At 43.3% G+C, this 24427-nt stretch carries 26 protein-coding genes and 1 pseudogene; 23 read left to right on the forward strand and 4 right to left on the reverse strand.

Annotation, left to right across the window (positions count from 1 at the left end):
- Window positions 1–6: 6 nt before the first annotated feature.
- The 16 genes and pseudogenes from gvpA to BLS23_RS04150 all read left to right on the forward strand — a co-directional run bounded on the left by gvpA (window position 7) and on the right by BLS23_RS04150 (window position 10154).
- Window positions 7–300 (forward strand): gas vesicle structural protein GvpA, encoded by a 294-nt coding sequence (gene gvpA, locus BLS23_RS04075; RefSeq protein ID WP_089651261.1) that lies wholly within the window; start codon window positions 7–9, stop codon window positions 298–300.
- 91 nt (window positions 301–391) lie between these two features.
- Window positions 392–661: pseudogene (gene gvpO, locus BLS23_RS04080) on the forward strand (gas vesicle protein GvpO); the annotation flags it as partial.
- A gap of 11 nt (window positions 662–672) precedes the next feature.
- Entirely contained in the window at window positions 673–1578 is a 906-nt protein-coding gene (gene gvpN, locus BLS23_RS04085) for a gas vesicle protein GvpN (protein ID WP_089651263.1), read from the forward strand.
- A gap of 14 nt (window positions 1579–1592) precedes the next feature.
- Window positions 1593–2354: a GvpL/GvpF family gas vesicle protein gene (locus BLS23_RS04090; protein ID WP_089651264.1), complete on the forward strand. Its 762-nt coding sequence runs from the start codon at window positions 1593–1595 to the stop codon at window positions 2352–2354.
- Window positions 2351–2605 (forward strand): gas vesicle protein GvpG, encoded by a 255-nt coding sequence (locus BLS23_RS04095; RefSeq protein ID WP_089651265.1) that lies wholly within the window; start codon window positions 2351–2353, stop codon window positions 2603–2605. Before BLS23_RS04090 ends, BLS23_RS04095 begins: the two co-directional genes overlap by 4 nt.
- A gap of 12 nt (window positions 2606–2617) precedes the next feature.
- Window positions 2618–3436: a GvpL/GvpF family gas vesicle protein gene (locus BLS23_RS04100; RefSeq protein WP_089651266.1), complete on the forward strand. Its 819-nt coding sequence runs from the start codon at window positions 2618–2620 to the stop codon at window positions 3434–3436.
- Entirely contained in the window at window positions 3437–3685 is a 249-nt protein-coding gene (locus BLS23_RS04105) for a gas vesicle protein (protein ID WP_089651267.1), read from the forward strand.
- Window positions 3672–3971, forward strand: a complete 300-nt coding sequence (locus BLS23_RS04110; RefSeq protein ID WP_244157073.1) for a gas vesicle protein K — start codon at window positions 3672–3674, stop codon at window positions 3969–3971. The genes BLS23_RS04105 and BLS23_RS04110 overlap by 14 nt, the downstream gene beginning before the upstream one ends.
- A gap of 17 nt (window positions 3972–3988) precedes the next feature.
- A complete protein-coding gene (locus tag BLS23_RS04115) occupies window positions 3989–4303 on the forward strand; it encodes a gas vesicle protein (RefSeq protein ID WP_089651269.1) in 315 nt (104 codons plus the stop codon).
- A gap of 15 nt (window positions 4304–4318) precedes the next feature.
- Window positions 4319–4984, forward strand: coding sequence for a YtxH domain-containing protein (locus BLS23_RS04120; RefSeq protein WP_089651270.1), 666 nt, complete (start codon window positions 4319–4321; stop codon window positions 4982–4984).
- A gap of 27 nt (window positions 4985–5011) precedes the next feature.
- Window positions 5012–5371 carry a gas vesicle accessory protein GvpU gene (gene gvpU / locus BLS23_RS04125; protein WP_089651271.1) on the forward strand — a complete coding sequence of 120 codons (360 nt, stop codon included), beginning with the start codon at window positions 5012–5014 and terminating at the stop codon, window positions 5369–5371.
- Window positions 5372–5514: 143 nt separating this feature from the next.
- Window positions 5515–6648 (forward strand): acyltransferase, encoded by a 1134-nt coding sequence (locus tag BLS23_RS04130; RefSeq protein ID WP_244157074.1) that lies wholly within the window; start codon window positions 5515–5517, stop codon window positions 6646–6648.
- A gap of 144 nt (window positions 6649–6792) precedes the next feature.
- On the forward strand, window positions 6793–8529 hold the full coding sequence (locus BLS23_RS04135; RefSeq protein WP_089651273.1) for a carbon starvation CstA family protein: 1737 nt from the start codon (window positions 6793–6795) through the stop codon (window positions 8527–8529).
- Window positions 8530–8588: 59 nt separating this feature from the next.
- Complete coding sequence (locus BLS23_RS04140) at window positions 8589–8954, forward strand: hypothetical protein (RefSeq protein ID WP_143015218.1); 366 nt, start codon at window positions 8589–8591, stop codon at window positions 8952–8954.
- The gene (locus BLS23_RS04145; protein ID WP_089651275.1) at window positions 8933–9196 is read left to right on the forward strand and encodes a cory-CC-star protein; all 264 of its coding nucleotides are present in this window, start codon (window positions 8933–8935) and stop codon (window positions 9194–9196) included. Before BLS23_RS04140 ends, BLS23_RS04145 begins: the two co-directional genes overlap by 22 nt.
- A 13-nt stretch (window positions 9197–9209) precedes the next feature.
- Complete coding sequence (locus BLS23_RS04150; protein WP_089651276.1) at window positions 9210–10154, forward strand: ArsA family ATPase; 945 nt, start codon at window positions 9210–9212, stop codon at window positions 10152–10154.
- A 75-nt stretch (window positions 10155–10229) separates the two neighbouring features.
- On the opposite strand, the gene BLS23_RS04155 is transcribed toward BLS23_RS04150, so the two are convergent.
- Together BLS23_RS04155 and BLS23_RS04160 are read right to left on the reverse strand one after the other, a co-directional pair.
- Entirely contained in the window at window positions 10230–11600 is a 1371-nt protein-coding gene (locus tag BLS23_RS04155) for an MATE family efflux transporter (protein WP_089651277.1), read from the reverse strand.
- Between the two features lie 17 nt (window positions 11601–11617).
- Window positions 11618–13354 (reverse strand): glycoside hydrolase family 13 protein, encoded by a 1737-nt coding sequence (locus BLS23_RS04160; protein ID WP_089651278.1) that lies wholly within the window; start codon window positions 13352–13354, stop codon window positions 11618–11620.
- Between the two features lie 262 nt (window positions 13355–13616).
- Here BLS23_RS04160 and BLS23_RS04165 point away from each other — a divergent pair, with 262 nt between their 5' ends.
- From BLS23_RS04165 to BLS23_RS04180, 4 genes are all read left to right on the forward strand, one after another.
- Window positions 13617–14918, forward strand: coding sequence for an extracellular solute-binding protein (locus BLS23_RS04165; protein WP_089651279.1), 1302 nt, complete (start codon window positions 13617–13619; stop codon window positions 14916–14918).
- Window positions 14919–15008: 90 nt separating this feature from the next.
- Window positions 15009–16358, forward strand: coding sequence for a carbohydrate ABC transporter permease (locus tag BLS23_RS04170; protein WP_089651280.1), 1350 nt, complete (start codon window positions 15009–15011; stop codon window positions 16356–16358).
- Window position 16359: 1 nt separating this feature from the next.
- Window positions 16360–17199 carry a sugar ABC transporter permease gene (locus tag BLS23_RS04175; protein WP_089651281.1) on the forward strand — a complete coding sequence of 280 codons (840 nt, stop codon included), beginning with the start codon at window positions 16360–16362 and terminating at the stop codon, window positions 17197–17199.
- A gap of 124 nt (window positions 17200–17323) precedes the next feature.
- Window positions 17324–18361 carry a LacI family DNA-binding transcriptional regulator gene (locus BLS23_RS04180; RefSeq protein ID WP_089651282.1) on the forward strand — a complete coding sequence of 346 codons (1038 nt, stop codon included), beginning with the start codon at window positions 17324–17326 and terminating at the stop codon, window positions 18359–18361.
- 106 nt (window positions 18362–18467) lie between these two features.
- On the opposite strand, the gene BLS23_RS04185 is transcribed toward BLS23_RS04180, so the two are convergent.
- Both BLS23_RS04185 and BLS23_RS04190 read right to left on the reverse strand, forming a co-directional pair.
- Window positions 18468–19838, reverse strand: a complete 1371-nt coding sequence (locus BLS23_RS04185) for an ABC transporter permease (RefSeq protein ID WP_089651283.1) — start codon at window positions 19836–19838, stop codon at window positions 18468–18470.
- Complete coding sequence (locus BLS23_RS04190) at window positions 19835–20533, reverse strand: ABC transporter ATP-binding protein (protein WP_089651284.1); 699 nt, start codon at window positions 20531–20533, stop codon at window positions 19835–19837. Before BLS23_RS04190 ends, BLS23_RS04185 begins: the two co-directional genes overlap by 4 nt.
- 312 nt (window positions 20534–20845) lie before the next feature.
- Here BLS23_RS04190 and BLS23_RS04195 point away from each other — a divergent pair, with 312 nt between their 5' ends.
- The 3 genes from BLS23_RS04195 (at window position 20846) to BLS23_RS04205 (ending at window position 24402) form a co-directional block, all read left to right on the forward strand.
- Window positions 20846–21868, forward strand: a complete 1023-nt coding sequence (locus BLS23_RS04195) for a YecA family protein (RefSeq protein ID WP_089651285.1) — start codon at window positions 20846–20848, stop codon at window positions 21866–21868.
- A gap of 319 nt (window positions 21869–22187) precedes the next feature.
- Window positions 22188–23858: a catalase gene (locus BLS23_RS04200; RefSeq protein WP_089651286.1), complete on the forward strand. Its 1671-nt coding sequence runs from the start codon at window positions 22188–22190 to the stop codon at window positions 23856–23858.
- Between the two features lie 82 nt (window positions 23859–23940).
- Complete coding sequence (locus BLS23_RS04205) at window positions 23941–24402, forward strand: hypothetical protein (protein ID WP_089651287.1); 462 nt, start codon at window positions 23941–23943, stop codon at window positions 24400–24402.
- Window positions 24403–24427 lie beyond the last annotated feature (25 nt).

Consider the following 24427-nt stretch of genomic DNA (forward strand, 5'->3'; position numbering starts at 1 on the left):
TTTAAAATGGCGATTCAAAAATCAACAGATAGTTCCAGTCTTGCAGAAGTGGTTGACCGTATTTTGGATAAAGGAATTGTGATCGATGCGTTTGCCCGCGTTTCCGTTGTGGGAATTGAATTGATTACGGTTGAAGCGAGAGTAGTCATTGCCAGTGTGGATACATGGCTCAGATATGCAGAAGCTGTCGGCCTACTGCGGGATGAGGTTGAAGAGGAAGGACTCGGAGGCCGCCTAGGTGAAGAGGAACAGTCGTCATCCTCCCGTTCTTCAAATGAAAGAGGAGAATTTAGTATATAAAAGAATTGGTGAAAGGAATAGGGTGGAATTTTCGTAATTCCATCTTGTTTCTCATCTATAAAAGAAACAGTTTGATAGGAAAAGAGAGGGATGCACCGCTATGAAGGTCTTGAATGAAGTAACCGAATTTTTCAATGAGAATATTGCACCGCCACATAAAATCATTTCTGCTAGAAAGAAAGACCAGGAGTGGCGGGTGTTGGTCGAAGTGATTGAAGAAAAGGAATATATGAAAAAGTATGCCAGGGATCAAATGGTCGGGTTATATGAAGTTTTTCTTGATGAGAACATTGAAGTAACAGGCTTTTCACGTTTAAGCCTCAGATATCGCACCGACATTGAAGAACAGGTCGAGCAGTAGGAGGAGGGATGATGAGTGTACTTAAACAAAGCAGCAACCATCCTTCTACAAACCAACACGTTTATGATCAACCCTTCTTTAAAAGCCTAATCCGGCGTTCTTCAAACTATTTATCAGCTGGTTATCCTGTTCACTATACAGGTCCATCAGGCATCGGGAAAACGACACTTGCTATCCATGTGGCGAAGCAAAGAAACAAGCCTGTAACGCTCCTTTCAGGGAATAAGGATTTGACCAATGACGACTTGATTGGCGCTTACAAAGGGTACAGCCGTAAAAAGCTGAATGATAATTTTGTAAGGACCGTTCAAAAGATTGAAGAAAATGTCACGGAAGATTGGGTGAGCGGACATCTTTATGAAGCGGTGAAACATGGACATACCTTGGTGTATGACGAGTTCACAAGATCGAGTCCGGAAACGAACAATTTGTTTTTATCTGTTCTAGAAGAAAAAATCCTTCCTTTATATGGATCGAAAAGTAAGGATTCACACGTGAGGGTTCATCCTGATTTCAGGGTCATTTTCACGAGTAATCCGGCTGAATACATCGGAGTTTACGACACGCAGGATGCGTTAATGGATCGGATGATTTCCATCCCGTTGAATGCCATGAGTTTGGAAGCTGAGGTGGCAGTTGTGATGGAGAGGACGAAAATGAAGCAGAAGAAAGCCGAAGCCATCGTCCGCTTTGTAAGAGAAGTGAAAAAATCGATGGATGAGAAGGAAGATTTTCTAAGTTTGCGTGCCTCGATCATGATTGCTGATATTGCTGAAAAAACAAGCGTGCGTGTGGATGGAAAGGATGAAGCATTCCAGAACCTGTGTCTGGATATGACTTATTTTTCCGTATTATCGATGACGAAGGATGAAGAGAAAGCAAGGAAAATCATTCTTGATCATTGCAAAAAGGTTTAGGAGGTAGTCTGTTTATGAGTGAACAAATGGGAATCTATGTTTTTTGTTGTATTCAAACAACAGAGGAGAAAAGTTTCGGTACGGTTGAATTTGAAGGCGAAGAAAAGGAAGTTTTCACGGTCCATCATAAAGATGCGGCCATGGTAGCTGTAGAAGCACCGATTAAAATCTATCACCCGAAGAAAAAAGCACTCATGACTCACCAGCAAGTGATTTCGAGAGTCATGGAAACAGAGAGTTCTGTCGTTCCCATCAGCTTTGGGAATGTTTTTAATACGAAAGAAGATACTCAAGTGCTCATCGAAAACCTTTATCCTCAACTGGAGAAGTTGTTTGTCGAAGTTCGGAATAAAATCGAAATTGGTTTGAAAATCATTGGTAAAAGAGAATGGCTGGAAGAGCAGATCAACCAGAACGACCGGGTGAAAAAGAAAAAGGAAACGGTAGCGAACAAATCTGAAGCGGCCGGCTATTTCGACCGGATTCAACTTGGTGAGATGGCTCGTGACTTTTTTACACAGATTCAGAAAGAAATCGAAACTACCATCCATGGGCCGTTGGATCAATTAGCGGAGGCTTCCCAGGTGAACGATACGATTGGCGAAAAAATGCTTTTGAATGGAGCATATTTAATCGATCGGGAAAAGGAAGAGGCGTTCGATAAAAAAGTCAATGAGCTGCATGAGCGGTGGAAGGAATATGTTGATTTCAAATATACAGGACCATGGCCTGCGTATAATTTCATCAACATCAAGTTGAAAGTAGAAGCCTCATGATTCAAAAACTATTCACTTCGCCCATTCATTTAATAAAAAAAGTCGGAGAGCATGTGAAAGAAGAAGTGGATAAGGAAATGTACGATCTCGAGCACATTCAAAAGAAATTGATCCAGCTGCAAATGATGTATGAATTGGAAGAGATTTCAGAAGAGCATTATGAGGAGCAGGAAGAAGAGCTGCTTATACGCTATGAGGTCGCCAAAAAGCTGGAGATGGAGCAATGGGAGAACATGACGAAAAGGAAGTAAGGAGTTTTCAAGATGGAAAGGCTACTGTATTTGTATGGAATCACTCTTAAAGAGGAAGCCGCTTCTCAAAGCATCTCTGACCTTAAGGGGATCGATGGAAAGGCTGGTCTTGAAGTGCTGGATTATGGCTGGTGTTCAGCAATCGTCAGCCCTGTCGACGAAGGGGAGTTCGGAGAAGAGGCATTGGAAACGAACACACAGCAAATGGAATGGGTGCAGGAAAAGGCTTATCTGCATCATGAAATATTAATGAGCTTGAAGAATGCCCTCACCTTGATTCCGATGAAATTTTGTACGATTTTTCAGCATGAAGAAAGTCTGAAAAAGAAGATGGATGCCCATGAAAAAGAATGGATGACCCTTTTAGAGAAGTTAAAGGGAAAAGAAGAATGGAACATCAAAGTCTTCAACCATTCGGACCTCTTAAAGGAGCAAGTAGCAGACCATCATCCTGAGATTCAAAAGAAAAAAGAAGAAATTTCACAGATGTCTAAAGGTATGCAGTACTTGCAAAGGAAAAAACTCGACCAGTCCATTGAGCAGCAAGTATTGCAGGAGCAGCAGAAATACGTGAGGCAGTTACATAGTGAGTGGGAGGCACTATGTGAAGACACCGCTGAGAAAAAAGTCTGGAATAAAAATGTGACCGGAAAAGATGCGGATATGTGTTGGAATGGTGCCTACTTGATCGAGGTCGATAAAGTAGAAACTTTTTTAAAGAATATAACAAACGCGAATGAGCAAGGGGAAAAGGCAGGCTGGGTGATTGAAGTGACAGGTCCATGGCCTCCTTATCACTTTTCGTCACTCTCTAAAAGTGAGGTGGACTGAGTGTCCTACAGAGAAAATTACGAAAATCAGGATATTGCCCTTATTGATATCTTAGATACCGTTCTGGATAAAGGGGTGGCCATCAAGGGGGATATCATCATATCCATTGCCGGGATTGACCTTGTCTATGTGGATTTGAAAGTATTGATTTCTTCTGTAGAAACTCTGGTCCAATCCAGCTTGGATGACTCCCTCAACTCTAAAACGCTGGATAGTGAAAAGGAGGCGTTGGAACGTGTCACAAAATAATTTACAAGAGCAACCGTTTAAAAGCGGCCGACTCAACTTAGACCCGGACGGAGCGGAGCAAGGACTTGCGCAACTCGTCTTGACCGTCATTGAACTGCTTCGTCAACTCGTGGAAAAACAAGCGATCCGCCGGGTGGATGGTGGAACGTTGTCCGAAGAGCAGATCGAGCAGCTGGGTGTGGCCCTCATGAACCTCGAAGTGAAAATGGATGAACTGAAAGAAATTTTTGACCTGAATGATGAAGATCTCAATATCGATCTAGGACCTTTAGGCAATTTGTTATAAAAAAGGAGGCATCATAGATGTCCATTGAACACCCGACTCAGTCAAACAGTATTGTGGATGTGTTAGAAACCGTTCTGGATAAAGGGGTGGTTATCGCCGGTGATATCAGGGTGGGACTTGCAGATGTGGAGCTTTTGACAATCAAAATCCGCCTCATCGTCGCCTCTGTAGATAAAGCAAAAGAAATCGGCATGGACTGGTGGGAAACCGACCCATATTTGAATTCGAAAGCCGCTCAATCGAACACGGAAGCATTGGAAAAAGAAAATGAAGAACTGCAAAAACGCATTGAACAATTGGAGAAAAACATGCAGAAAGTCTATCAAAAATAAAAGGAGAGATGAACCATGAGCGAATCTAAAACACAGTTGACCAACCCGACGAATGAAGAGAACAAACAGCAGGAAACGGAAAGTAAAAGCAGTCATCGCGTGACCAAAGCCATTGTAGGCGGAGTTCTTGGTGCAGCGGCAGGCTATTTCTTAAAACCGAATCGCGCAGAAGAACATAAAGAGAATATGAAGGAAAAAGCAGGGAAAGCCGGAGGACAGCTGAAAGATTTGAAAGACCAAACGAAAGATAAAACAAGCGAAATGGTCGGTCGTGTGAAAGACAAAGTGAAAAATAGATCTAATGAAGAGGAAGAAAAAGAAGAAACACGTTCCCTGAATGGTGCGGACCTTTCTCAAAAACAACTGGAATCACCTGATGAAGCGGCTGCTACGGAGGAAACCGATCAGGTTGAGGATGAAGAAATGGTTAATGAAGCCAATGAGGAAGAAAACCATGAAGAAATGGAAGGTGAAAGATCTGAGAATGATGATGGGGAACAGGAAAATGAAGAACCAGTGGCCAATGAAGAAGATGATGCGGAACAAGAACCAGTGAACAACGAAGAAAATGATGTTGAACAAAATAGTGAAGAACCTATGAACAATGAAGAAGATGAAAATCAAGAAACAGTGAAGACAGGGAAGACGACATTAACCTTTAATGATGATACCACAAAGTAAAAATGACTATAGAAGGGAAGAAAATAAATGGATAATATTCTACGAAACTTCGTAAAAGCGGCGAACCAGGGAGATTTTTCCCTTGATCTTACATTGAACGTCAATGGTGCTTTGGTTACAGGAACGACCGTATCTGCGAAGAAATATATGCAATCGCTGAGCCGGACGTTTGAAAATGGAAATGAAATTTCTCAGGAACTGAGTGAGAAATTGTCGCGTGCTAGTGAGGTCAACTATGCGCATGAGGAAATCAGCTATATCCATTTAGAAGAAGCGCAAGTGTACAATGGGGACTCCAAGCCCACGCCTTCTGAAGGAAGTTTTTACTGGCGTGGAAAGCTTGATGAAGTGGATGGTTTCTTCCTTGGAAAAATTGATGCTAATTAATCGTTGCCAAATGTCCAAATTCTACCTTAAATATTACCTTAATTAAAAAAGAGATTATAAAATGGCAACAACCCCAAAAATAGAGCTGGACCATGGTAAGATGACGTGTGTTTAAATCATGATTACAAAAGAGGATGATAAAAATGGCTAGAGAAAAAATTGAGTCGATTTTTCTATTAAGGCTCTTTGCCATGGTCATGGTGGTTCTGGTTCACGTTACAGGAACGTATGCCTCCATACTACCAGCAGATGGGGATGCCTTTGCTAAATATCATTTCCTTAATAGAATTATAAGAATAGAAGCAGGAATTTTCATTATGATCACCGCTATGGTGTTCTTCTATAAATATATTGGACAGAGAATGGATTGGGATGAGTTAAAGGCTTTCTATAAAAAGAGGGCTTTATATATTGTTGTTCCTTATCTTGTCTGGGCGTTATTCTATGAAGCTTACTCTATTTATATAGGAGCTGTACCTTTTGATCTTAGTGAAATTGGTATGCGCATTTTAAAAGGGGAATCTTTCTATCAGCTCCATTTCATATTCTTGATTGTGCAATTTTATTTATTTTTCCCAGCTATATTATTTGTAGTAAAGAAAGTAACATTTTTTAGAAAGTATCTATGGCTTTTTGGAATGCTGATTGCCGTTGGGTACCATTTTTTCAACCGCGAGTATCAACTTATTCCTTTTACTTTCTTTTTGAGCAGTATGGGGCCGTATCTATTAGGTGCCTGGATTGGAATTAACTTTAAAGAACAAAAACAAAGAATTTATAACAAATCTACCTTTGCATGGGTTTTTGTTGCGGTTGCCGCTGGCATTGCAACTGTCCAGCTCTACTACCATCTCTATACCGTTTCTTCCTTTTATTTACCAGGGTGGACGTATTTAGTTTTGAATCTGATTTATATGATGGCTGGAAGCTATACCATGTTCCGTCTAATGGAAATCATTGCTCGAAAATGGCAGCCCATTCTGCCATACGTTAAAAACGTAGCGGTTTATTCTTTTGGATTTTATTTGCTACATCCTATTGTATTAAAAGCAGTAGCTCAAGTTATTCCAACACCTAATAACTTCTGGTTTCATATTGGAATTTCCACAAGGTTCGTCCTGACCTTATTTTTCTGTTACGTCATCATATGGCTCGCTCACCGCTATTTTCCTTTTGCAAGCTTGATTTTCGGTAAATTGCCAAATGGTAAGCCTGCCTTTTTAGGAATGACACGTTCTGTCAAAAAATATGAAGAGGTAAGGACATCCGCTCAATAAGAGGGAAGCAGTAGCTTCTCTCTTATTTTATATCTAATATTTTCAGAAAAATCTGTATATCGCATTGAATTAAGAAAGGAAAGTAATATATAATACATTTAAATGTAAACGCATACATACTTTTGTAGATTGAGGAGGGTTTTTGTGAGTGGGATATGGTTAGCTGTTGTTGGAGGTCTCATCTTTTTTCTAGGTTATCGGTATTATTCGAAGTTTATCGCCGAAAAAATCTATCGTCTCGATCCGAACTATGTCACCCCCGCCCATCAGTATAAGGATGGTGTCGATTTTGTCCCGACGAATAAATTCGTTTTGTGGGGTCACCATTTCACGTCCGTTGCAGGGGCGGCGCCGATTGTTGGACCGGCGATTGCCGTGTATTGGGGCTGGCTGCCCGCTGTGCTATGGGTATTATTAGGAACTGTCTTTGCTGCCGGTGTCCATGATTTCGGTACACTTGTTTTGTCGGTAAGAAATAAAGGACAATCCATCGGTACGCTAGCCAGTAAGTTGATCGGTCAAAAAGCGAAAGTGCTGTTTTTATTCATCATTTTACTGCTTGTTCTAATGGTAAACGCTGTCTTCGCCTGGGTCATTGCGAATCTATTCATTTCATTCCCGGCAAGCGTACTTTCTGTTTTCATTCAAATACCACTGGCCATTTGGATCGGCTATAGTGTGTATAAAAAGCAGGGGAACATGCTGCTTCCATCCATTGTAGCGCTTGCGGTCATGTACATAGCGGCGATTGTGGCTAGCTATGTACCTGCTTTGCAAATCGACCTTGTCCGCTATTTCGGTGGCGAAGGCGCTTCAACAATATTTGGTTTGAATGCGACGTCCATGGCCTTCTTCGTATGGATTGTCGTGTTGATGGTGTATGTGTATATCGCCTCCACCTTGCCGGTTTGGAAGCTGTTACAGCCAAGAGACTATATCAACTCTCACCAATTGATTGTTGGACTTGGTCTTCTGTATTTGGGACTGCTTTTCACAAACCCTGAAATTACGGCACCAGTGACAAACGCTTCTGCGGATACATCCTGGTTCCCGCTATTGTTCATTACGATTGCCTGTGGAGCGATTTCTGGTTTCCACGGTCTTGTATCATCGGGAACATCTTCGAAACAGTTGAATAAAGAAACAGACGCTCGTTTTGTCGGTTATTTAGGCTCTGTCGGTGAAGGGGCTTTGGCTCTTGTTGCGATTATCGCTGTTGTCACTTTTTTCCCAACAGCAGGTGAATTTACAGCGACGTATAGCGGATTTACAGCGGCGAGTGGTGCGGGACTTGGCGTCTTTATCCAAGGTGCAGGACAGCTTGCTTCTGGACTTGGTATTCCTGCATCTGTTGCAGCAACGATTGTTTCCGTCATCGTCGTCAGTTTTGCCGCAACGACGTTGGACTCTTCTGTCCGTTTGATGCGTTATATTATTGCAGAACTAGGAACGGAATATAAAGTGACGCCATTAACGAAAACCCATGTGGCAACAACGGTTGCGGTGGTATCCAGTGCGGCTCTTACGTTAATTCCTCAAGGTCCTAAAGGCTTCGGTTCTGGTGGATACTTGCTTTGGCCTTTATTTGGAACCTCGAACCAGCTCCTGGCAGGTATTAGTCTGTTACTCGTTTCCATTTGGTTGAAACGTCAAGGACGAAACTATCTGCCGACGATCATTCCGATGGTCTTCCTCATGTTTATGACGTTGTGGGCCATGATTGATCAGGTGGTGACCGAGTGGGCGCCATGGAATGATGGAAGCGACTGGATGCTGTTTTCTTTCGGAGCAATCATTCTTGTGTTTACTTTCTGGATTCTCATTACAGCGTTTTCTGCGATTGCAGGGAATCGCGACGATTCTATTGAGAAAAGTGCGTAACCATAAAAGGAAGCCGTCATTTGTCGGCTTTCTTTTTCCTTGAAAGGAGCATCGACACCATGAAAGAAATCATGATCATTCGCCCTGAGAAAGAAATAGGAATGGGATGCTGTGGAGGAATATGCAGCGATGACGATGGCTTCATTAACATGCAAGAAGAGTTTAAGCACCACGACCAGGATCGGGAAAAACTAGGGGAGTGGTATAGAGACAACCAGAGGGAAGGAGTTCATGTTGATTATGTTGACCCAAGGAATCTACTTGCCATTCTTGTTTATTTTATCAAGCACGTAAAGGCAGGACATATATCCATTTGGAGTGCGTTACGGTCGATTTTTTTTCGAATGCGATACAATAGCTTGTTCATTAATGGTAGATGGATAGAAAATAAGGAGGGAGAGGCGTGGAGAAGAAGTTTTCGTTAAAACGGTTATTTGAGTTTTATGATGAAGTGTTAAGCCTCCCTCACAAACAGGAAATTGCCAGGGAACTGAGGGATGAAGATGACCTCTTTTTACTTCTTGTGTATTCAGATATGTTAGGGATACCGAATCCGGCTTTTTATTATACGTTAGAGTTATACCCGCACATCATTGAAAAGTTCCACGATTGGCACTTGCGGATGGGGATGGAAAAGTCTCCACTCGATGGCATTCGTTGTTGTTAGAGGAGGAAGTAGCATGGAAGGTTTGCATAAGAATAAAGTTATTTTCGTGGGTGGAAAAGGAGGAGTAGGGAAGTCAACATCCTCCGCTGCACTTGCTGTTGCGTTTGCGAAAGAGGGGCATCGAACTCTTGTCGTATCTACAGATCCTGCCCATAACCTTGGAGATATTTTTCATGAAAAAGTCAATCATGAGAAGACGGCACTGATGGAGAATCTCTGGGGGATTGAAATCGATCCCTTTCATGAATCTAAGCGGTACATTGCAGGTGTGAAAGATAATTTGGAAGGCCTTGTGAAATCGAAAATGGTCGAAGAGGTTCATAGGCAGATCGATATGGCTAGTGCATCTCCCGGAGCGGATGAAGCCGCCTTATTCGACCGTCTCATCTCGATTATTCTGGAAGAATCCGAGCACTTTGACAAAATCGTGTTTGATACGGCACCGACAGGACACACGATTCGTCTACTGACGTTGCCGGAGCTAATGAGTGTATGGATTGACGGGATGCTCGAACGTAGGAAGAAAATAAATGACAATTACACACAGCTGTTGAATGACGGCGATCCTGTCGACGATCCGATTTACGATGTGTTGCAGCGAAGGAAAGAGAAGTTTGCTGCAGTAAGGAAAGTAATCCTTGATCCTGCTCAAACAGGATTTGTATTTGTTTTAATACCAGAGCGGCTTCCGATTCTCGAAACAGAGCAGGCGATTCGGAAATTGAAACAGCATGACTTGATAGTTAAAACTCTGATCGTTAATAAAGTCCTGCCCGATTATGCAGACGGTGAATTTCTTGCAAAAAGACGAAAACAAGAAGAAACGTACCTTGAGGAAATTAGAGGGAAATTCAAAGAACAGCAGCTAATTCAAATCCCGTTATTTGAAGAAGACGTTTCCGATATGAACAAACTAAAAACCTTCTCAAGCAACTTGAGTGAAGGGGTAAAGGCATGATGATGACTTTAATTTCCATTTTATGTATGACCTGGTACACCAAATATATCCATTAGAATAGAAGAAAGCGCACAGTCAGCTTGTATTCGCTTGACTGTGCGCTTTTTCATTTTGAGTGACAAAAGATTTCTTCAGCCATATTCTCGATTTCCATCTTCGCAGCATAAGTACACCGCGCAGCCATTCATCCACGATGAAGCCGATCCAGATGCCGATCAGTCCATAAGCAAAATGAAGACCGAATATCCAGGCGATGGTCACCTGAACTCCCCACATCGATAGGATTCCGACAATGACTGGGAAACGCACGTCGCCGGCGGCTCTTAGCGAATTGATGACTACGAGGTTGAAGGCACGTCCCGGCTCCAGTAGAACCGTCAACAGTAATAAGGTTCCTCCCGTGGTTAAAATGGTTTGATCATCAGTAAAGAGTCCCAGCAAAAAGTCGCTGGAAAAATAGAAAACAACGGCAACGGATAAAGAGATAACATTGGCTAACTGTAAGCTCCGAATACATTGCCGGTAAGCTTTCTCCGTTTCTTTTGCGCCTATATGATGACCGATCAATATTTGCGTACCTTGCCCAATGGCGATGGAGCATAGAAAAATGAACATCATCAGGTTTTGGGCATAGACTTTGGTCGTAATCGCTGTTGCTCCCATTTGAGCTACGAAATAGGTGATGGCCATCTGACTCGCATTGTAGGAAAGCTGCTCTCCGGCAGACGGAACACCGATATGAAGTAGATTTTTAATGTGCTCTTTTTCATAGTGGTAAAAAGATCGCCAGGGCAGATCCCCGGACACACGTTTGATGAGCAATAATAGGAGAACGAAGAAGCCGAAAGCTCTAGAAATTGCTGTCACATAAGCGACACCTTCAACTCCAAAGACGGGAAAACCGAACGGACCGAAAATAACAAAGTAGTTGCCGATGACGTTCAAGATGTTCATGCCGATCGTGACATACATGGGATCTTTCGTTTGACCATAGCTCCTTAAAAGCGCTCCGATCGTCATCAGCATCGCCTGGACAAAAATAAGTCCGCCAACAATGTTCATGTAGTCTGTGGCGTCTGCCATCAATGAGGGAGGCAGATCCATCACATTCAGGATCTGTTCGCTGAATACAAAGAGTCCGAAGCTGAGAAGAAGTGAAAACCACAAGTTGACACTGAGTGACGTGACGGTTATGCTCCCTGCCTCTTTCTTTTGTTCGGCACCAAGGTTTTGTGCAACTAAGATCGCTGCCCCCGTCGCTACGAATCCGAACATGACGATGACAACGGAAAGGATTTGATTGGAAACTCCGACGGCCGCCACGGCATCGTCGGAGTATTGACTGAGCATGAGTGTATCGGCGTTACCCATTAACATGTGAAGCAGAACTTCAATAAAGATTGGCCAAGTGAGGGCGAACAGCGTCATTTTTTTAGCTTGAGTCATGGAAAGACTCCTCTACATTACTTTTTCTCCAAAATTAAATATCCTGATGGACTTAAGGTAGCTTTTTTTCCTTTTACTGTAGAGTTTTGATCACCACCCACGATTCTCGATGGTGAAGCATCTTCAATAGAAATGGAATCGGATGTAAGGTTGATCAAGAATAGCAGGGACTGCTCGTCTGACTTTTTCTCATAGGCAAGGACCTGCTCCCCGTAATCGACGAATGAGAATCGACCTTGATTTCCAAACGCTGGCTCTGATTTACGAAGGCTGATCAGCTTTTGTATAAAGGAAAACAATTCCTGATCTTGTTTTTCTTCCTCCCAAACCATACATTTTCGGCATCCAGGGTCTTCCCCACCCGTCATTCCAATTTCATCTCCGTAATAAATGCAAGGAGTTCCTTCATACGAAAGCTGGAAAAGGTACATCAATTTGGCGGCACGTTTATCTCCATCCGCATAGGTCAGAACTCTCGGGGTATCGTGGCTGTCCAGGAGGTTGAACGCGACTTCATTTACTGATACAGGATACATATGCTGCACATGGGACAACTGATTCTTGAATTGTTCCAGTGATATATTTTTCTTAGCAAAAAAGTCGATGACCGCATTTGTGAAAGGGTAATTCATCACAGCATCGAATTGGTCGCCCTGGAGCCATGGCATCGAGTCATGCCAAATTTCACCTAGAATATAGGCGTCGGCTTTTGCTTCCTTGACCGTTTGACGGAACTCTCTCCAGAAGGCATGGTCCACTTCGTTTGCTACATCCAGTCGCCATCCATCAATATCGAACTCCTCAATCCAGTAGCGTGCGACTTCCAGAAGATAATTTTTGACCTCAGGGTTCTCTGTATTGAGCTTTGGCATGCTGGACACATAAGCGAAAGCATCGTAGTTCGGGACAGGCTCTGTGACGACTTTGTCTTCTCTTAAATGGAACCAGTCTGCATATTCGGAATCGATTCCATTTTTCAATACATCTTGAAAAGGTTCGAAGTAGTAACCGCTATGATTAAAAACGGCATCCAACATGACCCGAATGCCTCGTTTATGACATTCTTTCACGAGCTTGCGGAAGGTTTCTTTATCACCGAATTGTGGATCGATTTCCATATAGTCGATCGTGTCGTATTTATGGTTGGAATGAGCCTTGAAAATCGGCGTGAAATAGATGCCGTTAATCCCCAACTTTTCTAAGTGATCGAGGTGGTTGATCACCCCTTGAAAGTCCCCTCCAAAAAAGTTCGTTGGTGTTGGTTCTGTGCTTCCCCATGGCAAAGTCCCTTCAGGGTTCAGAGAGGAATCTCCGTTGGCAAACCGTTCAGGGAAAATTTGATACCATACCGTATCCTTCACCCACTCCGGCGCCTGAAAAACATCGATGCTGTTCAGGAACGGGAAGCAGAAGTGGTAGGCCGTATCATCTAATGGCACCTCATCATAAAATCCTTTTACGGTGAAAACCGTTTGTTCTTCTCCATCCTGCAGTAAAAAGGAGTATCGCAGTCTGCGGAAGGGGGGCTCTAAGGTTGCAAACCAATAGTCGAAAAGTTCGTCAGAGCCGGATTTTCGCATTGGCTTTTGTTCCGTCTGCCAATGTCCATCCGCCCAGTTGTAAGGATCTCCGTGAACGATCTGTACCGCATCGATATCCTCTTTTTTGGTTCGTAAACGAATGTGGATCGTTTTCTCATCATACGCGTAAGCATAGTTATTCTTCGGTCTGTGATACACGGCTTCTCTTAACATCAATAGTCATCCTTTCTGAACAATCGTTTGCACATTATTATACGTATCTACTAAATAAAACTATAGAATATATAAAGGGAAGTCAATGATAATGTGAAAGCGTTAACGTAAGGTTATAGATAATGAAACATAATTTTAATATTTTATAAGAAAACGCTTGCAAATCTATTTTTAGTTTGTATAATTAGAATCAAGATGTGTGCAATCGGTTTCACTAGATTGCGTTACATATCCATTAGGAAACTATTAGGGGGAGTTAAGTATGAAAAAGTGGTTGAGCTTATTGTTTATCGCTTTTCTTACGGTTGCGATGCTGGCTGCGTGTGCACCGGATCGTGAAGAGGAAGCGAGTGGAGGAGATTCTAGTAGTGATGATACATCTTCTGAATCCTCAGAAGACGGCATGCCTGAAAAACCTGAAAAGCTGGTCGTTTGGGAAGATAAAGAAAAAGGTGTCGGCCTTGAGCCTGCGATTGCTAGTTTCGAAGAGGAACATGGCATTGAAGTAGAATTCAAAGAGTTGGATATGGCGACGAAAATGGGAGAACAGCTTCGTCTGGACGGACCGGCTGGGACAGGCCCTGACGTTTTAACACTGCCACATGACCAAATCGGTCAGTTCGCCATTGAAGGTCTGCTTTCTCCAATTGAAGTAGACGACTCTGTGACAGATCTTTATACAGAAGCTTCCATCCAGGCACAAACATACGATGGAAACCTTTACGGACTTCCAAAGTCTACCGAAACTCCGGTTTTCATTTATAACAAAGAACATATGACAGAAGTACCTGAAAACTTCGATGAACTGTTTGAGTTCACCAAAGAGTTCAATAATGGTGATCAATACGGCTTTTTGGCCCTATGGGATAACTTCTACTTCGGAAACTCCATCATGGCTGGTTACGGTGGATATGTATTCGGTGAAGAAGGTGGAGCATTGAATCCACAAGACCTTGGTTTGAGTAATGAAGGTGCTGTTGAAGGTGCCCAGTACATCCAGAAATGGTATGAGGAAGTATTCCCATCCGGAATCATCGGTGAAAGCGGCGGATCAGCGAAAGACGGCCTTTTCCAAGAAGGTAATGTTGCTTCAATGATGGACGGACCATGGGCATATCAGGCATTGAACGAAGCAGGAATCGATTATGGTGTTGCACCACTTCCGAAGCTTCCAAATGGTGAATATCCACAAACATTCGTTGGTGTGAAAGGCTGGCACTTGTCTTCTGCTTCTGAAAATAAAGAGTGGGCGACAGAGTTGATCAAGTGGATCACGAACGAAGAAAACGCAAAAATCCGTTATGAAGAAACTAATGAAATTCCTCCAGTGAAAACATTGATTGAAGATCCAATTATTGCAGATAACGAAAAAGCACGTGCAGTAGCTGTTCAATCTGAGCGTGCGGTTCCAATGCCGAACATCCCTGAAATGGGAGAAGTTTGGGAGCCGATGGCACAGGCCTTGCAAGTTGTCGCAACTGGTAAGTCTGAGCCTGAAGATGCACTAAATGAAGCACAAAGTACGATTGAACAACAAATTGAATCCAATCACGGAGGCAATTAATTATCGGGCAGAGCCGAACCCGTCTGTCGGGTCGGCTCTGTTTTTTTAAAAAAAGGGTTACGTGTTGGATAGTAAGAAAGGAGATTGAACATGGGGGAACGTCAACAGAAGATAAACGATGAGGAACAAAAGAAGCGCCAGCCAAAGCATCAAAAGAAGAAAAAGACGCAAACAACGACGAACCACCGAAAGATTGCTTTAGGGCTGTCGATCCTACCTGGATTTGGTCAATTCTATAATAAACAGATTTTTAAAGGTTCTGCTTTTCTCATTTTAATGGCCTCTTTTTTCATTGCCTTTTCCGACTTGCTTCAATTCGGATTTTGGGGTCTTGTTACGCTTGGAACCGATCCCAATTATGATCATTCCATCGTTCTGCTTGTAGAAGGAATCTTGACGTTGATCGTTACGATACTAGGATTAGGTGTTTATGCGTTCAATTTAAGAGATGCTTTTAAAGTGGGAAAACAAAGAGACCTTAACGAAGAACCTAACTCGATCAGACAGCAGTATCAAAACCTCGTAGGCGGTGGGTTTCCTTACTTAATGATGACACCAGGGTTTTTACTGCTTGTGTTTGTGGTTATTTTTCCAATTTTATTTGTCATCCTGCTATCTTTTACAAACTATGATTTATACCATTCCCCACCAGCTAATCTAGTGGATTGGGTAGGTTTCCAAAACTTCATTGATATCTTTAATATCCCTATTTGGAGAGAAACCTTCTTCAGTGTCCTTGCCTGGACGGTTATTTGGACGTTCGGGGCAACAACGTTACAGATCGCTTTGGGAATTTTCCTTGCTGTATTGATGAACCAGAAAGGGATCATATTCCAAAAGACGATCCGTACTATTTTCATTTTGCCTTGGGCCGTTCCTGCATTCGTATCGATTCTTGTTTTTGCAGGCATGTTCAATGAAACATTCGGTACCATTAATCGGGATATCCTGGCTGTCTTTGGTCTTGGCGATATTCCATGGCTGACGAACCCGACATACACGAAAATCGCGTTGATCATGATTCAGACGTGGCTTGGATTCCCATTCATTTTTGCCATGGTTACGGGTGTTTTACAGTCCATTCCGAATGAACTGTATGAAGCAGCAGATGTCGATGGTGCTTCCATTTTTCAGAAATTCAGAAGCATTACGCTGCCGCTCGTTTTGTATGCGACAGCACCAATTATGATTACCCAGTATACGTTCAACTTCAACAACTTTAATGTTATTTTCCTCTTCAATGGAGGAGGTCCGGCTGTTCCTGAACAGAATGCAGGGGGAACAGATATCTTAATATCCTGGATCTACAACTTGACGATGACATCTGCCCAATACGGAAAGGCGGCAGCGATTACGATGATCCTGTCCTTAATCGTCATTACCGTGGCCTTGTGGCAGTTCAGAAGAACGAAATCATTCCAAGAAGAGGATATGATGTAATATGAAAAATAGACAACGTGTACTACAGCTGACGTTTTCGTACATTGTGATTTTGGCTATGATCGCGATTATCCTATACCCGATTCTATGGATTGTCGGATCTTCTTTTAACCCGGGGAACAGTTTATCAGGCTCCTCAATCATCCCTAAAGACGCAACATTGAAACACTATAAAGAGTTGTTCGATCCAGCACAGAGCGACTATCTGATCTGGTATTGGAATACGATTAAAATTTGTGTTCTGACGATGCTGCTTTCTGTTGCGCTCGTGTGTATGACCGCCTATTCTTTCTCAAGGTTCCGTTTTGTCGGTCGTAAAAATGGTTTGATGACCTTTTTGATTCTGCAGATGATTCCAAACTTCGCTGCTTTGATTGCGATCTATGCGCTGGCGAACTTAACAGGATTGCTTGATACCCACCTTGCCTTGATCCTTGTTTACACAGGTGGAGCGATTCCGATGAACACGTACTTGATGAAAGGTTACTTGGATACCATTCCGAAAGAGTTGGACGAATCCGCTCGTATGGACGGTGCAGGGAACTTGCGTATTTTCTGGCAGATTGTTATGCCGCTTGCGAAACCGATGATTGCGGTCATTTGCCTGTTTACTTTTATTACCCCGTTCACAGACTTTATCCTGGCTCGTATCTTGCTACGTTCGGAAGATAAATTCACACTTGCGGTAGGACTTTATGAAATGATTGCCGATCAGTTCGGAAATGAGTTCACATTGTTCGCTGCGGGTTCTGTATTAATAGCAGTCCCGATCTCTTTGCTTTTCTTGTCACTGCAGAAATATTTCGTTTCTGGATTGACAGCAGGGGGGACGAAGGGATAACCTTGAAGACATATGTATGGAAGGAGAAGCGGAGCAGCCCTCCGGTTCTCCTTTTTTAATAAAGATAAGATGAAAGCGTCCTCATGATATAATGAACATAGTATGCAAATAGAAGGTGAAAGTTATGGCGGTAACCATTAAAGAAGTGGCCAAAGCGGCAGGGGTAGCCCCTTCAACCGTGTCCCGTGTCATTGCAGACCATCCTAGAATCAGCCCAGCCACGAAAAAACGAGTAAAAAAAGCCATGAAAGAGATGGGGTATCATCCGAATGCCAATGCAAGGAACCTGGCGAACCGGTCGACGCAATCGCTCGGTGTCGTCATGCCTTCCAGTGCAGACAAAGCACTCCAAAACCCGTTCTTCCCAGAGGTTTTGCGTGGAATCAGTGCGGTCGCTCATGAGCTTGATTACTCGATGCTCTTATGTACAGGAGAGACAGATGAAGAAATGCTTGAGGCCGTCAAGCGCATGGTGTTCAGTAATCGAACAGATGGCATCATACTTCTTTATTCACAGGTGGATGATCCGATTATGGAATTTTTGCTGGAACAGAATTTCCCTTTTGTCATCGTTGGTAAACCGGCGACACGTGTGGATGAAATCACGCATGTGGATAACGATAATATCCGGGCCGGCAAAGAAATTACCAATCACCTGATTGATATTGGACACGAATGTATTGCATTCATCGGTGGTTCCGAAGACCGCATTGTAACCATTGATCGTATGCGCGGATATGAGCTGGCTCTTGAAGAGGCTGGATTGCCGTACTTGGATGAGTACCGGATTCATACAGAGTTCTTGAAGTCTGGAGGTCGTCAGGCGGTTCATGAGTTGTTTGCCCTTCCTAAACCACCGACAGGCATTGTAATTGCCGATGATCTGATGAGTATTGGTGTTGTGAACATGCTTGAAGAATTCGGGAAGCGCGTGCCTGACGATATCTCGATTGTCAGTTTCAACAATGTATATTTATCAGAAATTACCCGCCCGCCTTTGACGACCGTCGATATCCATATTCATGGACTCGGCAGTCAGGCGGCCAAATGTCTGATTGAAAAAGTGAAAAACAAAGAGGAACCAGCGAAACGGATCATCGTCCCCTTCGATATCAAATATCGCTCCTCGACAAAAGAAATCAAACCACAGCTCGAAGGCTAACCCTCAGGCTGTGGTTTGATTTCTTTTGTGGGAAAGTGAAAAGGTGTAAGGTGCTGTAATAAAATGTAAGACCTGGTCTTGCAGTAGTTTAATGCTGCATCCGTTATTAAACATCTCTTCTTAAAGCTCTTAGTACATCGATCCGTGTCGCTTTTTTGGCTGGTTTGAGTCCTGAAAGCATCGCTACTCCGATACTAAGTGCTACACAAATCAAAGCTAAATAGGGTGGGATATAGGACAACTGAATGGCTTCCTCTAATGTTTGATCAAAGACTTGCTGAATGACAATAGGAAGCAGCATATTAATTCCTACACTTACCAGATAAGCAACGACCACTCCGACAAATGCACCCATCAATCCGATATAGCCACTTTCCATTAAGAAGATGCTGCGAATCATCTTAGGATGGCCTCCAATTGCTTTCATGATGCCGATATCCTGAGTCCGTTCCGTGACCGCCATGGACATTGTATTGTAAATGCCAATTGAAGCAATCAATAATGCAATGGTCCCAACGATAATCAATCCTGTTTTAACGACAGCAAAGACAATATTGATCTGATCAAGCTCTTCTGTCACGGAATAAATATGGTAGCCTTCATCTTTTAAATGCCGGGAAAGGTTCTCCACCTGTTCCATGTTCCCGGCAATTACTTGGACGTCGTTATACACGCGTTCCTGACTCTCAGATTGTAAGGTTGCAACCTCATCTTCTTTCATATCCGGGTGGATGGTAGCGCCATATGCCGTTCCTGTAAAAGCCTCCACCTCTGCCAGTACAGCATCTGAAATGAACACATCATTACTCACCTGCCAGTCTCTTGCAGGTTCTTCCATAATTCCTACCACTTCCACAGGGAAAGTTTCGGTTACCCATTCCTTATTTTTGTACTGCTCCACTTCAATTTTTATCGTTTTATTCAATAACCCCTCATTCATTTGGTACTCATCTTTTACCAGACCATTTTGGTCAAAAATTTGCTCCCCTGCTTCTTCGTCCTTTTCTTTATATAAAAGTTGATGGAGGTGGTAGCCGATTAAGATCTCATTTTCTTCTTGAGGCATTCGACCTGATGATAAGTTCAACCCTGCTTGTTTTTCTGCCTGAAAATCTACAACGCTCACTGTTGATCCGCCTGAATAGTTATCGTAGAGAATATCCGCTTCCGTCCGCAGCTGAATTTTGTGAGAAACAGCTTTGACGTTTTCCATCGATTGAAACGTTTCAATGTCGGCCTTGGTAATTTCAGGGCTTTCTCCTTCTTCCATCGACTGCTTCCCATAAACCGATACTTCCGTAATCGCGCGGTCCTGCATGATGTCATTGACGATAAACCTTTGGGCGCCAAAACCGACGGACGCAAGGACAATAAGAAAAGCACAACCGATCGATGTAGCTAGGATCGTCATAAACACTCGGGACTTATTTTTCTTCATATTCTGCCTGATAAACTTGAACCGATCCTTCCACTTCATCGAGCTGCCACCTCTCGATCAGCTGCCAGCCGGCCATCTTCAAGGCGAATGGTCCGGTCTGCCATACGTGCTACTTCCTCGTCATGAGTGATGATGACGAAGGTAATGTTTTCTTCTTTATTCAACTCTTGAATGAAACCAAGAAGTTCCTTTTCTGTTTCCTGATCCAGGCTGCCTGTAGGTTCATCTGCTAGAATGATCGGCGGCTGAACGATGAGTGCTCGGGCAACGGATACACGCTGCTGCTGTCCGCCGCTTAGTTCCGAGGGATAGTGTTCGCGAAATTCGTTCAGCCCGACTTTATCAAGCATTGCATTGACTCGTGACTCCCGCTCTTTTTCAGGGACCCCTTTCATCACTAGCGGCAGTTCAATGTTTTGGTAGGCAGTCATACTTGGAATCAACTGAAAACTTTGGAAAATGAACCCTAAGTGATCTGAACGAAACTCCGCCCAAACAGATTCCTTATAATCTGTCACTCTTTCACCAGCTATAAAAATATCCCCTTCGGTCGGTTTAATATAGCCGCTCATTAAATTTAACAACGTGGATTTACCAGAACCGCTCCGGCCTATGATTGAAACAATTTCGCCCTTCCCAACTTCGAGGTTGATATCTTTTAAAACCGAAACTTCCTGTCTATTATTCTTTTTCCCTACAAAAAACGAATGAGACAACTTCTCCACTTTAATCAATGGTCATTTCCTCCTTCATGTAAACCTTCTACATACAAGACGAAAGAAACACCTAAAACATTTCATCTTTTTTAATGGTGAAAAATGTAAGACCTGATCATCCAAGTTTTGGTGACCAGGTCTAACAATATTTAACATGTGACTGAGAGTCACATACTTCATCCAATTAATGACAGACCAGGTCATCCATATATTGGATGACCTGGTCTGTATATTATTTCCTCCTTCTTTTTTCCTTGATTTTTTGCATGTTGGCTCAATCTTCGGTACTCTAGTAGAGTTGAACGTTTATGAGTTAAGAGAGGGATATTAATGAGTAAGGTAAAAAGAAATGACCCATGTCCATGTGGAAGTGGGAAGAAATATAAGAAATGTTGCATGAATAAGACAGACGAAGGCGTGGGATCCACAAGCCTTCATGAGGAGTTGAAAGGTCACTACAGTCACTTTATGGCCTATGTGAACCGTAACTATCCGAATATTACGCCTAACGACGAGCGTGAAACGCAGGAGGAAGAAGTAGAAGCGGCTTTCCGTATGGTACAAGGTGTATTCATGGAACAGCAAGAAGATGGAACAACGCTCTATGACGAATTCTTTGAAAAGAAGCAGGACAAAATCGTCCGTCCAGCGACTCTAGCCTCGATGGAAGCGTGGAAATCACCACTCGCTAGTGTTTTCCACATCCAGGAAATTCAGTCTGAGCAAACGGTAACAGTTAAAGATGTGTGGAGCGGCCTAACCTACGAAGTGAAGCGTGACGGCATTCCATTGAAGGAAGAAAATTACCCGCACATGCCGTATGTGATTGGATTCGCTCTGAAATGGGGACCGATCTTCAACTTCGTACCGCTTGCGATTCCAAACTATGAGGAGTCCTACCAAACTTTCAAACAGACGATAGAGGAAAAATGCCAGCAGGCTGGATATGAATCGATTCATGCCTACATGCAGGATACACTTATTGAACAGTTGAGAAACTGGATGTATATGAACGTTTCTGAAGAATCCTCAGAAAAACAAGAATTGCAAGAACAAGATACGCAAGGAACCGAGGAAGATGATGTGCTCGATCTTGTCGATGATGAGCTGAAAACAGAACCAACCTTTGAGAGGTTGCGTGAAGCTTGGCTCTCTTATAAACAGGCAGAAGATCCGACGTTCCGTAAACCGGAAGTGGTTTCTGCTGCGCTTGAACACATTTATCGTACATCTGAAGAGTTTCGCACTGAACCTGAGAAGGTGACGAAAAAAGCAGTAGCGACGAAATATGATGTTAGTCCGAGCAGCATGAGTAAGCGGATCACTCAGCTGAAGGATTATATCGAAGGTTGACCTTTTAAAGGCTTAGAGCTCGGTGCTCTAAGCTTTTTTTAAGATGATATTGATAAAAGTCTAAAAGCCACCGATAAATTCTTGAAAGCTACTGATAAAATGTAAAAACCCATTGATAAAAGTCCAGAAGTCACCGATAAATCCTTAAAGTCGCCAATAAAACTCCGGAAGTCGCTAATAAAGTACCAAAACCGCTAATAAAACCCCCGAAGCTGCTAATAAAATCCCTAAACTCGCTAACATAATCTTATTTCCTCTTATGGAATAAAAAACCTGACCTCAGCAAAAACTCTTCCTATACAACTGAGGAGGGAAGAGTATGGATAAACATGAACAAGGTCCAGGAGGAGCGGAGGATCAGCGCTTCTCTGAAGAGGAAAATGAAAAGACATTAACGACAAGACAGGGGCATCCTGTCCGCACCAATCAAAATCTGCGTACGGTCGGTAATCGTGGCCCGGCGACGCTTGAGAACTATGATTACATTGAAAAAATTTCCCACTTCGACAGGGAGCGGGTTCCTGAACGTGTGGTGCACGCGCGAGGAACTGGCGCGCATGGGTACTTTGAAACATATGGAAAAGTAGGGGACGAACCTGTGGAAAAATACACAAGGGCAAAGGTGTTTTCTGGTGCAGGAAAACAAACCCCTGTGCTCGTCCGTTTTTCAACGGTTACACATTCGGCGGGGTCTCCCGAGACGCTGCGTGACCCGCGCGGGTTTGCGGTGAAATTTTATACAGAAGACGGGAACTGGGACTTGGTTGGAAACAACTTGAAAGTTTTCTTCATCCGTGATGCGATGAAATTTCCCGATCTGATTCACGCTTTCAAGCCAGATCCTGTCACGAACATCCAGGACAGTGAGCGGATTTTCGATTTCATCAGTCAAACGCCTGAGGCGATGCATATGGTGACGTTCCTTTTCTCCCCATGGGGGATTCCGGCGAACTACCGGCAGATGCAAGGGTCAGGTGTAAACACGTATCGCTGGGTGAACGAGGAAGGAAAAGCTGTCCTCGTTAAATATCACTGGGAGCCTTTAAAGCAAGGGATCAAAAACTTGACCCAAGAAGAGGCGAATGAAATCCAGGGCGAAAACTTCAACCATGCCACTCAAGATTTGTATGAAGCGATCGAAAGTGGCGACTATCCCGAGTGGGAGCTTTGTGTTCAAATCATGGATGATCATGAACATCCAGAACTTGATTTTGACCCTCTCGACGATACGAAAATTTGGCCGGAGGATCAGTTTCCATTTTTAAAGGTAGGAAAAATGGTGCTCAATAAAAATCCGGACAACCACTTCAATGAAATCGAGCAGGCAGCTTTCGGTACAGGGGTACTTGTGGACGGACTCGACTTTTCGGATGATAAAATGCTGCAAGGGCGTACCTTCTCTTATTCCGATACACAGCGCTATCGTGTGGGTGCGAACTATCAGCAGCTGCCGGTGAATGCTCCAAAAAAACATGTGGCGACCAACTACGAAGGTGGCAACATGTCCTACTTCACGGATCGTCCAAAAGATGCGAATCCACATGTGAATTATGAACCTTCGACTCTAAATGGCTTGGAAGAAGCAACACCGAAAACAAAGCCGCATCAGCCTTATGCGGAAGGCAAGTTGAAGAAAGAGCCCATTGATCGGGAAAATAACTTCAAGCAAGCCGGCGAGCGCTACCGACTTTTAAAAGACTGGGAGCGAGATGATCTAATTATGAACCTCGTCACTTCCTTGAAGCCATGCCAGTCTCACATCCAGAAGAAAATGATTTCTCTTTTCTCCCAATGTGATGAGGATTATGGAAAACGGGTAGCGGAAGGGCTCGGCATGAACGCAGGAAACATGAACGAAGAAATGGCGAGTGAAATCACTCCGACCAAAGGGAAGCTGCCGAAACAGGGAGGCTCTCCGATCGGAAGTGCTGGAGCGGCGGATGCCGTTGAAAAAGCTCAGGAAAAAGGACACGAAGCGGACCCTTATTGATCGTGTAAGCCTGACTCAAATCAGAGTCAGGCTTTTCTTTTTTTCTACTCTCGTGCATAAGGTAAGTAGGGGAGGGGATCACATGAAGCGGAGCCGTTCACCCATGATTTTCATCTTTGTTTTAGGCCTGATTGTTATCCTTGCCATTGTCCTCACCATTTTCTTCATGACTCGACCTGGCCAGCGTGCAGAAAGTACCATCGAACAATTTTATTTGCATGAACAACAAGGGAAGTTTTCGGATTCGTGGGAGCTTTTTCATTCTCAAATGAAAGAGAAATTCACAAAAGGACATTACATACAAGACCGTGCGCACGTGTTCATGAATCATTTCGGTGTGGAGAGTTTTGAGTTTGTCCTCGGAGATCTGAAGAAACTGGATCAATGGACCATGGAAAAAGGCTCGAAACCTTTAAGTCCTGTGTATCAAGCGACTGTGATTCAAACATATAAAGGAAAATACGGGCTTTTCCGCCTGCATCAAGATGTTTATGTGGCAGAAGAAAAAGGAGAATGGAGAATCTTATGGGATTATCATAAATAACAAAAAGCTTCCTACTAAAAAAGTA

The organism is Halobacillus aidingensis (assembly GCF_900104185.1).
In the GTDB taxonomy this organism is placed as follows: domain Bacteria; phylum Bacillota; class Bacilli; order Bacillales; family Halobacillaceae; genus Halobacillus; species Halobacillus aidingensis.

What these genes read in the sequence shown, in the direction of transcription:
- gvpU (WP_089651271.1), top strand. Translation starts at nt 5,012, where the DNA reads ATGGATAATATTCTACGAAACTTCGTAAAAGCGGCGAACCAGGGAGAT.
- BLS23_RS04140 (WP_143015218.1), top strand. Translation starts at nt 8,589, where the DNA reads ATGAAAGAAATCATGATCATTCGCCCTGAGAAAGAAATAGGAATGGGA.
- BLS23_RS04175 (WP_089651281.1), top strand. Translation starts at nt 16,360, where the DNA reads ATGAAAAATAGACAACGTGTACTACAGCTGACGTTTTCGTACATTGTG.
- BLS23_RS04165 (WP_089651279.1), top strand. Translation starts at nt 13,617, where the DNA reads ATGAAAAAGTGGTTGAGCTTATTGTTTATCGCTTTTCTTACGGTTGCG.
- BLS23_RS04155 (WP_089651277.1), bottom strand. Translation starts at nt 11,600, where the DNA reads ATGACTCAAGCTAAAAAAATGACGCTGTTCGCCCTCACTTGGCCAATC.
- BLS23_RS04150 (WP_089651276.1), top strand. Translation starts at nt 9,210, where the DNA reads ATGGAAGGTTTGCATAAGAATAAAGTTATTTTCGTGGGTGGAAAAGGA.
- BLS23_RS04195 (WP_089651285.1), top strand. Translation starts at nt 20,846, where the DNA reads ATGAGTAAGGTAAAAAGAAATGACCCATGTCCATGTGGAAGTGGGAAG.
- BLS23_RS04090 (WP_089651264.1), top strand. Translation starts at nt 1,593, where the DNA reads ATGAGTGAACAAATGGGAATCTATGTTTTTTGTTGTATTCAAACAACA.
- gvpN (WP_089651263.1), top strand. Translation starts at nt 673, where the DNA reads ATGAGTGTACTTAAACAAAGCAGCAACCATCCTTCTACAAACCAACAC.
- BLS23_RS04120 (WP_089651270.1), top strand. Translation starts at nt 4,319, where the DNA reads ATGAGCGAATCTAAAACACAGTTGACCAACCCGACGAATGAAGAGAAC.
- BLS23_RS04160 (WP_089651278.1), bottom strand. Translation starts at nt 13,354, where the DNA reads ATGTTAAGAGAAGCCGTGTATCACAGACCGAAGAATAACTATGCTTAC.
- BLS23_RS04170 (WP_089651280.1), top strand. Translation starts at nt 15,009, where the DNA reads ATGGGGGAACGTCAACAGAAGATAAACGATGAGGAACAAAAGAAGCGC.
- BLS23_RS04100 (WP_089651266.1), top strand. Translation starts at nt 2,618, where the DNA reads ATGGAAAGGCTACTGTATTTGTATGGAATCACTCTTAAAGAGGAAGCC.
- BLS23_RS04130 (WP_244157074.1), top strand. Translation starts at nt 5,515, where the DNA reads ATGGCTAGAGAAAAAATTGAGTCGATTTTTCTATTAAGGCTCTTTGCC.
- BLS23_RS04205 (WP_089651287.1), top strand. Translation starts at nt 23,941, where the DNA reads ATGAAGCGGAGCCGTTCACCCATGATTTTCATCTTTGTTTTAGGCCTG.
- BLS23_RS04115 (WP_089651269.1), top strand. Translation starts at nt 3,989, where the DNA reads ATGTCCATTGAACACCCGACTCAGTCAAACAGTATTGTGGATGTGTTA.
- BLS23_RS04095 (WP_089651265.1), top strand. Translation starts at nt 2,351, where the DNA reads ATGATTCAAAAACTATTCACTTCGCCCATTCATTTAATAAAAAAAGTC.
- BLS23_RS04200 (WP_089651286.1), top strand. Translation starts at nt 22,188, where the DNA reads ATGGATAAACATGAACAAGGTCCAGGAGGAGCGGAGGATCAGCGCTTC.
- BLS23_RS04180 (WP_089651282.1), top strand. Translation starts at nt 17,324, where the DNA reads ATGGCGGTAACCATTAAAGAAGTGGCCAAAGCGGCAGGGGTAGCCCCT.
- BLS23_RS04185 (WP_089651283.1), bottom strand. Translation starts at nt 19,838, where the DNA reads ATGAAGTGGAAGGATCGGTTCAAGTTTATCAGGCAGAATATGAAGAAA.
- gvpA (WP_089651261.1), top strand. Translation starts at nt 7, where the DNA reads ATGGCGATTCAAAAATCAACAGATAGTTCCAGTCTTGCAGAAGTGGTT.